Raw genomic sequence first — 11,955 nt, forward strand, 5'->3', positions numbered from 1 at the left:
CTCTTGTCGCTGATGCGACCAGTGCCTATTTTATTTAGAATGATCCAGCGATGGATAAAGCCAGTAAGGGAAGATTATGGCCGGTTTTGATGATCGTGAAAAAGCGTTTGAAACGAAATTCGCACGCGATGAGGAAATGCAGTTCAAACTGACAGCGCGGCGGAACCGCCTGATCGGTGAATGGGCGGCGGAAAAAATGGGCCTGACTGCCGAAGAAACCGATGCTTATGCCAAGGCAGTGGTGCAGGCCGATTTTGAAGAAGCTGGTGATGAAGATGTTATTCGCAAATTGCTTGGTGATTTGACCTCTGCAGAAGTTGAGATTGATGATGCTGGCATCCGCACCATGTTGACCGAAAAGATGATTGAAGCGCGGCGTCAGTTTATTGAACAGGCCGAATAGGAAAAACTACGATGCCCATGGCGAGTGACGATATTAAGGCGATGATATTGGAAGCCTTTCCCGACGCGATTGTCGAGATACAGGATCTGGCCGGTGATGGTGATCATTATGCGGCCAAAGTATTGGCGCCAGCATTTGCTGGCATGAATAGGGTGAAACAGCATCAGGCTGTTTATGCAGCTTTAAAAGGTAAAATGGGCGGAGGGCTACACGCGTTGCAGCTGACTACCGGAATTCCTGAATAGCGCCCGAAAAGGAGATTGAAGATGAGTGACGCAGTTAACGCAAAAATCGATACCATGGTCACATCCAATGATGTGGTCCTGTTTATGAAAGGGACACCCCTTTTTCCGCAATGCGGCTTTTCCAGCAAAGCAGTAGCGATACTCGAGCATCTTGGCGTTGGTTTTGAATCCGTGGATGTTCTTCAGGACATGGAAGTGCGTCAGGGCATCAAGGAATTTTCCGATTGGCCAACCATCCCGCAGCTCTATGTCAAAGGCGAATTTGTTGGCGGCAGCGACATCATGATGGAAATGTATGAAGCGGGCGAACTGGGCGAGTTGATGGCCGAGAAAAAGGTTGCACCGGCGGCGAGCTAAGCTCCGCACACCATATATAATCGCAGCAAAGCGACCTTGCAGCGTTAGAATCAAAAACGGCCCGGATTAGGAGATCCGAGCCGTTTTTATATGGGTATAGGGTTGTCTAAATTCTTAATGAGAGGGGACGGCGGAGACCAGTACGCTGTCCCCCTCATTTGCGTTTCATGGGTGTGAAACATAGGAACGCTAGTAACCTTGCACCGCACGTGCCAGTTTTTTGCCTATCATATATTCCAAGCACTTAGTTGGTTAAAGCGGTGTTAACTTGTCCGGGAGTGTAAATTTCTTCGACATCATCACCCACAGCACTACCGCTCTAAAGCTTAGCTTTGGAGCGCGCGGTTTATCGCAAATGTAAAATTACACATTTACATTCGTAGTCGATGAAACTACAGCTGTAGTCAATAGCGAGTCTATTCGCATAAATTTGGCAATTTCATTTGGGAGAAATTGGATATGGTCGAACGTATCAGTGATGCCGAACATGAGATTATGGAGGTGCTTTGGCAAAGGGCACCGCTGACCGCTACCGAAGTGGCCGACCGCGTTGCCGATGCAAGAGGCTGGTCGCTGCAAACCGTTAAAACCCTGCTATCTCGTCTCGCTGCAAAAGCCGTTATCGGCACAGAGCGCGATGGCCGGCGTTTTCTATATTCACCACTGGTTGAGCGGGATACTTATCTGGCTGGTGTTTCACGTAAATTTGTGGACCGTCTTTTCGGAGGGAAAGTCACACCGTTGGTTGCCCATCTGGCCGAGGCCGATGAGCTGAGCGATGACGATATAAGGGAAATCGAAGAGCTTTTGAGGGAGTTGAAGGGATGACCAACTGGATGGTGGACACGATGGTGTCGATGACGTTGCTCATGGCACTTGTTCTGATAATCCGTAAGCCGGTGGCCCATTTTTTTGGCGCACATATCGCCTATCTTCTATGGGCTTTGCCATTGGCGCGTCTGTTCATGCCTACACTCACATTGACAGCACCGCCGCCGACCGAAACCGGTGAAGCGGCTGCGGCGGCAACGCCTCTGCTCTCTGAAATCGTAATGGTTGTGCCTTCTGAAACGGCTGCGGCTGGTGCACTTGCTTCCATCGACTGGATGATGATTGCTCTGGTTGTTTGGCTGGGCGGGGCCGGTATGCTTTTTATCAGTAAGCTCGCTGCCTATTTCCAGTTTCGCGAGGATATCGTGTCGGATGGCCGTCTGGTCGGACGCCATGGGCGGATTCAAATTCTTGAAACTGCTGCTGTCGGCGGACCGCTGGCCTTCGGATTGTTTAAAAAATATATTGCGGTCCCAGCCAATTTCTTCCGCGACTATGCGCCGCGCGAACGCGAATTGGCGCTGGAGCATGAAATTGCCCATCATGAATCAGGTGACTTAGCAGCGAACTTCGTCGGTCTTCTCATCTTATCGCTGCACTGGTTCAATCCGGTGGCCTGGTTGGCTTGGATTGCATTCCGTCAGGATCAGGAGACAGCCTGTGATGCGCGCATTCTGAACAATAATGGCCGTGATATGCGCGCCGTTTATGGCCGGACGATTGCGAAGTCGGTATCCGGACACAAGTTAGGTCTTGCCAGTCCGCTGAACCAGAAGAACAAGATCAAGGACCGGCTGAAAATGCTGGGGCAAAAAGAAAAGTCCAATTTCCGAAAACGTGTAGGGGCCTTGATGGTCGGTGCGAGTACGGTCGTTGCTTTGCCCCTGACCGCTACGGTCACCTATGCTGTGGAAGCAGACGCGCATCCACATGAAGAGACTGTGGTCGCTGATAGTGACAATGTTTTCGTTGATACGAGTAGCGAGAGGGAGGGCGTTAAGGTCCGGACCGGAAGCACTAGTGTCGATGTCGGGCGCAATGGTGTTGTCGTGGTTGAGAAAAAGGCAGGCGGTTATAAATATACCGTCGAGAATGAAGACGGCAGTTTTCAGTTTAAGTCCAAACGGAAACTGAAAGAAAAAGAAATTGCCAAAAAACTTCGGAAAATAAGTGCCTCCCGGGGAAATATGGACACGTCTTGGACGCCGATCGCTCCAGTTCCACCTGTACCTCCCGTGGCACCAGTTGCTCCGGCAGATCTGGAATTTATCGCGCATGATAAATCCGATGACACAATCAACATCACGATGCTAAATGGTGAAAAGGATTGGGCTAAAGTCCGCGCTAGCGGAAATGAGCATGTCCACCGGATCAAATATAACGGCCGTACCGTTGTGTTGCGGACTAACAAGCGGTTGAGCAAAAAAGAGATTAAAGAAATGGTCCGGGAGGCTGAGGAGTCTCGTCTGGAAGCCGAAGAAGAAGCACGGGAATATGAACAGGAACGCAAAGAAGCCGCCTGGGAAGTCCGTGAAGCCCAACGCGAGGCGGAACAGGAGCGCCGCGAAGCCAAGCGCGAGGTAGAACGTGAATCGCAGGAGGCTGCTCGGGAAGTACGAGCTGCCGCTAGAGAAGCGCGCAACGAAGCACGACAAGCAGAACGGGAAGCCCGTCAGGCGCAGCGTGAGGCGCGGGCCGCTGTTAGAGAGGCCGAGCGTGAAGCAGGAGAAGCACAGCGCGAAGCCGAGCAAGAAGCTCGCGAAGCGAAAAGCGTGGCAGCAAGAATTTGGGACGTTACCCAAATTGCCTTTAAACCCAGTTTCCGGTCAGCTGTGAGTAGTTCAAGTCGTTCCAGCAGCTCTCGCAGTTCCAGCAGTTCGAAGCTTGATTGTACTGCCATGAACAAGGAAATTGCTTTTGCGGGGCAAGGCACGATGAATGGCCGAGCATGGGCAAGCGTCATTGGTTGTACCGACAAGGCTCAGAAAATCACCTTGCAGGTGACTTTGAAGAAGCTCGAAAAACGACGCGCCAAGGCAGCGGAGTGCAACAATAAAAGCGCCAAAGATATGCTGAAACTCGAAAATTTTGACCGGGAGATCAAGAACATCAAAGCTCAGCTTTCGATGACCTGAAACGCCTTAAAACCTATCGTCACAAGATCGGGAGCGGCCCTTTTTCAGGTTCGCTCCCGATTTTGTGATAATATTCATGGTTGTTTTATGGCCTGAATATGCCACATCTTGACCATGAACGCAGATTTTGATCCGAGTAAATTTCCAACCGGCCTTGCGGAGCAGCTGGAGCCGCTGGTGGTGCGGGTACTTGCGGGCAATCCCAGCCCCTATACCTATACCGGCACACAGACCTATGTTGTAGGCAACAAGACGGATCGGGCGGTGATCGATCCGGGTCCAGCGATTGACGATCATATTGATGCGATATTGGCGGCGGTTGGTGATGCCAAAATCTCCGCGATCATGTGCACCCACACCCACCGCGACCATAGCCCTGCCGCAAAACCCCTCTCTGCGAAAACCGGTGCGCCGATTATCGGCTGTGCACCTTTGGTGCTCGATGACGATGGTCCACGCGCGGACGAGAGTTTTGATAAGAGCTATAATCCCGACCGGGTGCTGGAGGATGGCGAAACCCTGTCCGGCGATGGCTGGACTATCGAAGCCGTCGCAACGCCGGGGCACACATCCAATCACCTCTGCCTTGCTGTGCAGGAATCGGGCGCAATGTTTACTGGCGATCATGTCATGGCCTGGTCAACCAGCGTCATCGTCCCGCCGGATGGCGATATGGCGGACTATATGGCGAGCCTGCAAAAATTATATGACCGTGAAGACAAGGTCTATTATCCGGCCCATGGCAAAAAAGTTGATAAGCCGCGGCAACTGGTTCGGGGCATGATGGGTCACCGCAAACAGCGAGAGCGCCAGATACTCAAACTGCTGGACAGCAGTGCATCAGCCATTCCTGACATGGTGACGCAAATGTACAAGGGCCTCGATCCGCGCTTGAAAGGTGCCGCAGGGCAATCGGTGCGCGCGCATCTGATCGATTTGCAGAATCGCGAGATTGTCGAGGTCGACGGCGAAATCTGGAAAATGTCTTCATGAACCGCCGCTTCGCCATTCCTTTGGCGATTGTAGCTGGCGTTCTGGTGATCCTTGGCGCGTTGTCCTGGTTGCTGCTTTCAAAATTCGAAAGCGGGTTCAGTCCCGATCCGGTGTCGATTGCTAGCGCAAGCCTTGATGGGCTGCGCGAGCAGAACCGGCTGACGGTCTTCTCCGCCAGCTATAACGCCACGGTCACGACCACCGTCAACCGTATGGGTTTTTCAGCGCGCAAGACGCTGATCATGCCGGGATCGGTACGCTATGAGGTCGATCTCGCCAAGCTGGATGCCGACAAGGTCCGTTGGGATGAAACCACCAAGACATTGTCCGTAGAAATGCCGCCCATCGAAATTGCTCGGCCAGAGGTGCAGATTGACCGCATTCAAAGCTATGACGATGGCGGGATATTGATGGCGCTGACCGATGCCGAAAATACACTGGATCAGGCCAATCGCAAAAAGGGCGTGGCGGAACTAGCGAAACAGGCCAAAAACCCACTGCAGATGCGATTGGCGCGGGATGCAGCGCGGCGGGCGGTGGAGAGCAGCTTTGTTCTGCCGCTGCGCGCTGCGGGACTGGATGCGAAAGTGGACGCCTTTTTTGAATTTGAACGTGGTGCGGCTAATACGGACCGCTGGGACGTGTCCCGGTCGATTAAGGATGTGTTGGCGGACAAGGAAAAGCAGGAAGCGGAATGATGAAATTTTGGAGTAAGGCTTCTGCTTTAGGCATGGCTATGGTGATAAGCGCCTGTGGGCAAGAGTCTTCGGAACAACTTGCAACACAGCCGACTTCATCGGCAGCCGAGTTTGAACTGCCCATCCCGATCAGCAACAATGCGGTGGCTTTGGCGGAAGGGCCTGACGGGCCGACGCTCTATAGTTTCAACGGCCTGAAATCTGGCAAAGGCTGGCAAGACACCAGTAATGCTGCTTTCGCCTGCATCATCAGCATCAAAGATTGCGAAGAAATTGCCTCTGTGCCGGTGGATGAAGGACGTCTGGCCAGTTCCGCTGTTACCTTGGCGGGCAAGATCTATCTGTTTGGCGGCTACACCGTGGCGGAAGATGGCGATGAAGTGTCAACGCCGGAGGTCTTCGCTTTTGATCCCGAGACGCAGGAATATCAACGCCTTGCCGATATGCCGACACCGGTCGATGATATGGTCGCGCTGCCCTATCGCGGGCGCTATATCTATCTCGTATCCGGCTGGCATGATGAGGGTAATGTCAGCCTCGTGCAGCTCTATGACGCGGAATTCGATACATGGAGCATCGCAACTGAATTTCCTGGAAAGCCCGTATTCGGCCATGCTGGCGGGATCGCCAATCACAGCATGATCATCACCGATGGCGTGGCTGTGGCAGGTCTGGTCGATGGCAAGCGCAAATTTGCCGCCGCGCCCTTTGCATGGCGCGGTGATATTGATCCCGGTGACCCGGAGCGGATTACATGGCGCGCAATCGACGCCCATCCCGGGGGATCGCAATACCGGATGGCGGCCATGGGCGATGGTGATCGCGGTATGATCCTGTTTGCTGGCGGTGGTGACAATCCGTATAACTTTGACGGCATCGGTTATGATGGTGTCCCCGCGAAGCCAACGGACCGGGTTTTTGGATATGATCTGAAAGCAGATCGGTGGGCGGAATTGGGCAAGCTGGCCGAGCCGAGTATGGATCATCGCGCCCTCGTAAAGTCGGGTGATGATTACTATATCATGGGGGGAATGGATGCGGATCAGGCCGTGACAGCACGGATCATGAAATTCCGTATCGATGATTGATCTTCGCCGCTGCATCGTGGCATAGGCTCGGTAAGTTACTTAAAGGAAAAGACAATGGACGCACGTGGTGGAATTGGTGGCTCGCTGGCCGGCGTAGATGTGGTCGAGGAAATCCATCGCCTGAAAAAAGAGCGTAATGCGATCATCCTCGCCCATTATTATCAGAAGCCGGAAATTCAGGATATTGCTGATTTTGTCGGCGATAGCCTCGAACTATCGCGCAAGGCAGCGGAAACCGATGCCGATGTGATTGCCTTTTGCGGCGTGAAATTCATGGCGGAAACGGCAAAAATCCTGTCTCCGGAGAAGATTGTCGTACTGCCGGATATGGACGCGGGTTGCAGCCTGGAAGACAGCTGTCCACCGGACAAGTTCAAAGCATTTCGCGACGAGCACCCTGACCATATCGCGCTGACCTATATCAACTGCTCGGCAGAGGTGAAGGCGCTCTCCGACATTATCGTGACCAGTTCGTCCGCCGAACATATTCTCTCGCAGATTCCAAAGGACCAGAAGATCATCTTTGGCCCGGACAAGCATCTCGGTGGTTACATCGCCAAGACAACCGGTCGCGACATGCTGCTATGGCCCGGTGTTTGTATCGTCCATGAAGCGTTTAGCGAGACGGAACTGCTGAAACTGAAGACCCAGCATCCTGATGCACCGGTAGCTGCTCATCCGGAATGCCCAGCCTATATTTTGGATCATGCCGATATGGTCGGTTCGACCAGCGCGATCCTGAAATATGCCAAGGAATTTGAAGGCGATACAATCATCATCGCGACCGAGCCGCATATCATCCACCAGATGGAAAAAGCGGTGCCGGAAAAGAATTTCATTGGCGCGCCCGGCGCGGACGGCAACTGCAACTGCAATATCTGCCCCTATATGGCGCTCAACACGATGGAGAAGCTTTACGTCGCCCTTCGTGATCTGGAACCCCGCATCGAAATGGACGAAGAACTGCGCCTGCAGGCCCGCAAGTCGATCGACAAGATGATGGAAATGGCGAGCGCAACAGTGGGGCAGGGTGATTTGGGACCGGCTGATTTAGCGCATGAGGGGTGATGGTTAAACGCGAATGACCTGGTCAGGGAGGGACGGCATGGTAATGCGAAAACCAATCAAGGTCATATTGGCGTCCTTTGTAGTCGCCAGTCTTTGCGTGCCTTCTGTCACTCTTGCGATGGATGATGAAAGCCTCCTATCCTCTACGAATTGTAAGGAGGTATTAGAATCGCCCGATCAATCGGAAATTCAACGGGAGGAACCCGTCACTATTCCGGGCGAATATCGCGATATTGCCAGTTTCACTAAATCTACGATGAGAATCAAGGTGTTAAGTGGTGGCGTTACGTGTTTCGATATCAGGGATTGGAATGTTGTCGAACAGTTTTGGATCAGTGGTGACGGACGCTTCTTTGGTTTCCATACATTTGGTTTGGAAGCAGACGGGCACCATGTAGTTGATCGAATAGCGCCTAACATAATATTGGAAACCGGTCTCAGGCCAGTATTTTCGGATGATGCGACCATGTTCGCTGCTGCCCAGAGAACTGGAGCTGGTTGGGGGAATTTGGAAGGGCTTGGCGTTTGGCGCGTAGGGCCAGATGGTACAGAGTCTGTATATAAGTTTAACAACGGACTGCTCGACGGGCTGGATTGGCGGGTAGACAGCTGGACCGGGAATGATGAAGTGCGCCTATCGACCATCCATGAGTTCGCATTGGGTGAGGACAGCGACTCTTTTGAAGAGATTCTGGCGCAATCCAAACGTTATAACTATCGGTTGATTAAACGCGGAACAGATTGGGAATTGGAAGATATTGATGAGCCATAGTTTATGACCTTCACCCTGGACCGTTTCGAGCTTGATGCCTTTGTGCAATCCACCCTGGCTGAAGACCTTGGCCCGACAGGACGCGATGTCACGTCTGAAGCCGTGATCCCTGAAGACGCTATTTTCACCGGGGTGATGGATAGCCGCCATGACGCGGTTATCGCGGGCTTGCCGATTGCCGAGGCGTTTTTTCGGTCGCTCGATCCTGATGTCGAAATAGAAATCCTCGCAGCGGAAGGCGAGGCGGTAGAAGCGGGCACCGATATCATGCGCCTGAAAGGCAAGGGCCGCGCGATGCTGACGGCGGAGCGCAGCGCACTTAACACGGTGCAGCATCTCACTGGCATTGCATCGATGACCAATGAATATGTCCGGCGCATCGTTGGCACAGGCTGTACCCTGCTCGACACGCGCAAGACGATCCCCGGCCTGCGGGTGCTGGAAAAATATGCCACGCGCATGGGCGGCGCGCAAAACCATCGCATGGGCCTGTGGGACGCGGCGATGATCAAGGATAATCATGTCGCGGTCGCGGGCAATATTAGTGAGGCGGTCAAGCGAGCGGTTGATGCTGGCATCGAACGGATCATTGTCGAGGTCGACCGCGTCGATCAGATTGAACCGGCGCTGGCGGCAGGGGCGACGCACCTATTGCTCGACAATATGGAGCCAGCCACCTTGCGTGGGGCTGTGACCTTGATTGGCGGGCGCGTGGTGACGGAAGCATCGGGCGGCGTCACGCTGGAGACGATTTTCGACAAGGCGGATACCGGTGTCGACTTTATCTCGGTGGGCCGCTTGACCCAGTCCGCTCCTGCAGCGGATATCGGACTGGACTTTGCACAGGTGTGAGTTAGGTTGCCTGCATCATTGCGGGAGACACGATCATGCGGCCAACATCTATTATCCGGTTTGAACAGCTATTTCTGACATCTTTGGCTATCGGCGTGATCAACGTCATCCTGACTTGGGATACCACGATGGCGGCTATTCAAGCGGACCCCAATTCGGCCGCTCTGGGGCCTAATTTCGCTTATATAACAACTGCTTTCGGTTTTGGGATTAATCTGTTGCTCTGGTATCTGGCTGCCCGGAAAGCAGTCGGTGCGGTGAAATGGATCTTGCTTGTGTTGATGGTCATAGGGGTTCTGGCGCTGCCGTCATCTTTTGCGATATTGCCGCCGCTCAATCTCGCCATCGGGCTGGTGTTGACGATCATGCAGGCAATAGCGGTTTACATGCTGTTCCGACCGGATTCCAAAAAATGGTTTGTGGGTGAGAAGACCGTGGATTTGGATAAAACCTTTGAGTGATCGCTTTTGACACATTCGGCCTAAGTTACTGTTAGAATTTGAATTTGATCCGGGTTTTGGCTAGGCCATGCCCGGGAAGCATGGGTTCTAGACAAAGTCCGGAGGCCTTAATGCGACCAAATTCCATCACCAGATTCGAACAGTTTTTTTTAGGCGCGCTTGCGCTCAATGCTCTCAATATCTTTTTGAATTGGGATACTTGGTCGATGGTCATGTCCCGCGGCAGCGGCGGTGACGGCGTGAATGCTTTCGCCACCTATACCATCATCCTCTTTCCTTTTCTCATCAACCTGTGGCTTTGGCAAAAAATAGCGCGCAAAGCGTCCAATATAGGGAAATGGTTGCTGATCATCATGTATGTCATTGGTGTGATCTGGTCGCTCGCGACGGTTGATAATTACCGGACGCTGGGGCTGACGATATTGTTCGCAGTCTTGGCGCTGAAGACAGGGGCAATCTACATGCTGTTCCGACCTGATGCCAAGCAATGGTTCGGCGGTAATACGGTTGTAACGTAAAAGTGCTGGATAACTCCTATAATTTGAGGCTTGGGCTATGGTGTCTATGAATCACTCGAGGCCTCAGTCGATGATCTGGTTCGATTGGCTTTATTGGAGCGCGATCTTGGTCAATTTATTCGGTGAGGTATTTTTTAACGGTCTTGATCCGGAAATTATTTTGACAGATATCATCGTTTTGGGCTTCATGGGCTTTGTCTGGTATATGATAGCTCAACGGGCCAATAATATTTTCAGGTGGATTTTTACTGTTTTGACTTTCATCGGGGTTGGATTTTTTGGCTTGGCATTTCTCGCCTATAATTTTGAACCCGGATTGATCGATGACGTGTCATCGGTTGAACTTTGGTTTAGCGGAATCCCGTGCGCTCTTGAATTATCTGCAGTAATTTGCTTGTTCTTGGAACGCTCCCAAGATTGGTTTGAATCAAAAGAGTAGGTTGTTTTAAGAAGCTGATTATTTCAAAGATATGTTCGAATGAAATCCATAATTCTACCTATTATCTTGTTAGCGGCCCCAACCTTGGCTCACGCCCAAGCCTACCAATGCCGTGCGCCTGCGCTAACTCAACCCGTCGCTCCGGCAAGCAAGTCCTCCAAAGAACCGCGTCGGATCATGCCGGTATCCGGCTATACGCTTGCGATGAGCTGGTCGCCGGAATATTGCCGGCTGCGCAAAGACAGCACGCGTGACAAAAGCCAATGTGGCGGTGATGATGGCAGCTTTGGTTTCATCCTCCACGGGCTGTGGCCGGATGCGCAGGGGGGCAGCTATCCGCAATGGTGCAGAGCGACCAAGGCACTGCCACCGGCGGTTGTGAAGCGCAATTTCTGTATGATGCCTTCGACACGGCTTATGGCCAAGGAGTGGGCGAAACATGGGACGTGCATGACCCGCAGGCCAGAGACCTATTTCCGGATCTCCAAAATCATGTTCGGTGCAGTGGAATTTCCCAATATGGACCGGCTGTCGCGCAAACCGCTAACTGCTGGCGCCCTGCGTCAAGCTTTTGCGGCGGCGAATGACGGGCTCGGCACCGATATGATACGTTTGAAAGTGAACGGGCGCGGCTGGCTGGAGGAAGTCCGGCTATGTCTCGGCAAGAGCTTCCGGCCCCAGCGCTGCCCGAGAAATATGAGGGGCTTGAAGGACGACAGGCCGGTTAAAATCTGGCGCGGAGCTTAATTTGCACCAAGCTGGTCGGCCCATTGACGCGACCAACTATCGAGCGCTGTCATTTGCGCGCCAAGCTCTGCTCCAAGCGGGGTATAGCCATATCCGCCATCACCATGATTGATAATTTCAAGATCTCGCAGTTCACGCAAGCGACTGTTAAGCGTGGTGGGAGAGATGTCACCACATTGTTTTTGCAAGTCTCGGAATGTCATTGGACGGTCTCTTAATTCCCACATGATGCGCAAAGTCCAGCGCTTGCCGAGTATGTCGAGCAACACCATGATCGGCCGACCGGTGGAGGAACCTCTTACTTTATCTACGTTTTTGACGGGCATTACGGGCCTTTCTTGACGCTAC

The 11,955-nt window shown here is 52.8% G+C and carries 16 protein-coding genes; 15 read left to right on the forward strand and 1 reads right to left on the reverse strand.

All coding sequences use genetic code 11. The features are described from left to right. Positions 1-76: 76 nt before the first annotated feature. The 15 genes from ABJM21_RS01790 (at position 77) to ABJM21_RS01860 (ending at position 11,607) form a co-directional block, all read left to right on the forward strand. Positions 77-403 carry a DUF1476 domain-containing protein gene (locus tag ABJM21_RS01790; RefSeq protein ID WP_348303130.1) on the forward strand — a complete coding sequence of 109 codons (327 nt, stop codon included), beginning with the start codon at positions 77-79 and terminating at the stop codon, positions 401-403. Positions 404-414: 11 nt separating this feature from the next. Beyond that, positions 415-648 (forward strand): BolA family transcriptional regulator, encoded by a 234-nt coding sequence (locus tag ABJM21_RS01795; protein ID WP_348303129.1) that lies wholly within the window; start codon positions 415-417, stop codon positions 646-648. A gap of 21 nt (positions 649-669) precedes the next feature. Beyond that, entirely contained in the window at positions 670-1,005 is a 336-nt protein-coding gene (gene grxD, locus ABJM21_RS01800; RefSeq protein WP_108811034.1) for a Grx4 family monothiol glutaredoxin, read from the forward strand. 459 nt (positions 1,006-1,464) lie between these two features. Next, the gene (locus ABJM21_RS01805; protein WP_348303128.1) at positions 1,465-1,833 is read left to right on the forward strand and encodes a BlaI/MecI/CopY family transcriptional regulator; all 369 of its coding nucleotides are present in this window, start codon (positions 1,465-1,467) and stop codon (positions 1,831-1,833) included. Next, a complete protein-coding gene (locus tag ABJM21_RS01810; RefSeq protein WP_348303126.1) occupies positions 1,830-3,971 on the forward strand; it encodes a M56 family metallopeptidase in 2,142 nt (713 codons plus the stop codon). The genes ABJM21_RS01805 and ABJM21_RS01810 overlap by 4 nt, the downstream gene beginning before the upstream one ends. A 114-nt stretch (positions 3,972-4,085) precedes the next feature. After that, a complete protein-coding gene (locus tag ABJM21_RS01815; RefSeq protein WP_348303124.1) occupies positions 4,086-4,964 on the forward strand; it encodes an MBL fold metallo-hydrolase in 879 nt (292 codons plus the stop codon). Further along, a complete protein-coding gene (locus ABJM21_RS01820) occupies positions 4,961-5,662 on the forward strand; it encodes a DUF4230 domain-containing protein (protein ID WP_348303122.1) in 702 nt (233 codons plus the stop codon). Before ABJM21_RS01815 ends, ABJM21_RS01820 begins: the two co-directional genes overlap by 4 nt. Next, positions 5,659-6,750 carry a kelch repeat-containing protein gene (locus ABJM21_RS01825; RefSeq protein WP_348303120.1) on the forward strand — a complete coding sequence of 364 codons (1,092 nt, stop codon included), beginning with the start codon at positions 5,659-5,661 and terminating at the stop codon, positions 6,748-6,750. Before ABJM21_RS01820 ends, ABJM21_RS01825 begins: the two co-directional genes overlap by 4 nt. A 54-nt stretch (positions 6,751-6,804) precedes the next feature. Beyond that, on the forward strand, positions 6,805-7,818 hold the full coding sequence (gene nadA, locus ABJM21_RS01830; protein ID WP_348303118.1) for a quinolinate synthase NadA: 1,014 nt from the start codon (positions 6,805-6,807) through the stop codon (positions 7,816-7,818). Between the two features lie 37 nt (positions 7,819-7,855). Continuing rightward, entirely contained in the window at positions 7,856-8,590 is a 735-nt protein-coding gene (locus tag ABJM21_RS01835) for a hypothetical protein (RefSeq protein ID WP_348303117.1), read from the forward strand. Between the two features lie 3 nt (positions 8,591-8,593). Then, positions 8,594-9,442 (forward strand): carboxylating nicotinate-nucleotide diphosphorylase, encoded by an 849-nt coding sequence (gene nadC / locus ABJM21_RS01840; RefSeq protein WP_348303115.1) that lies wholly within the window; start codon positions 8,594-8,596, stop codon positions 9,440-9,442. A gap of 35 nt (positions 9,443-9,477) precedes the next feature. After that, positions 9,478-9,903: a hypothetical protein gene (locus ABJM21_RS01845; RefSeq protein ID WP_348303114.1), complete on the forward strand. Its 426-nt coding sequence runs from the start codon at positions 9,478-9,480 to the stop codon at positions 9,901-9,903. A 206-nt stretch (positions 9,904-10,109) separates the two neighbouring features. After that, complete coding sequence (locus tag ABJM21_RS01850; protein ID WP_348371233.1) at positions 10,110-10,421, forward strand: hypothetical protein; 312 nt, start codon at positions 10,110-10,112, stop codon at positions 10,419-10,421. Positions 10,422-10,491: 70 nt separating this feature from the next. Further along, positions 10,492-10,860 carry a hypothetical protein gene (locus tag ABJM21_RS01855; protein WP_348303110.1) on the forward strand — a complete coding sequence of 123 codons (369 nt, stop codon included), beginning with the start codon at positions 10,492-10,494 and terminating at the stop codon, positions 10,858-10,860. Positions 10,861-10,899: 39 nt separating this feature from the next. Further along, positions 10,900-11,607 carry a ribonuclease T gene (locus tag ABJM21_RS01860; protein ID WP_348303108.1) on the forward strand — a complete coding sequence of 236 codons (708 nt, stop codon included), beginning with the start codon at positions 10,900-10,902 and terminating at the stop codon, positions 11,605-11,607. On the opposite strand, the gene ABJM21_RS01865 is transcribed toward ABJM21_RS01860, so the two are convergent. Then, entirely contained in the window at positions 11,604-11,933 is a 330-nt protein-coding gene (locus ABJM21_RS01865) for a helix-turn-helix domain-containing protein (RefSeq protein WP_348303106.1), read from the reverse strand. The two genes, ABJM21_RS01860 and ABJM21_RS01865, sit on opposite strands and share 4 nt — an antisense overlap. Positions 11,934-11,955 lie beyond the last annotated feature (22 nt).

The organism is Parasphingorhabdus sp. (assembly GCF_039977335.1).
In the GTDB taxonomy this organism is placed as follows: Bacteria; Pseudomonadota; Alphaproteobacteria; order Sphingomonadales; family Sphingomonadaceae; genus Parasphingorhabdus.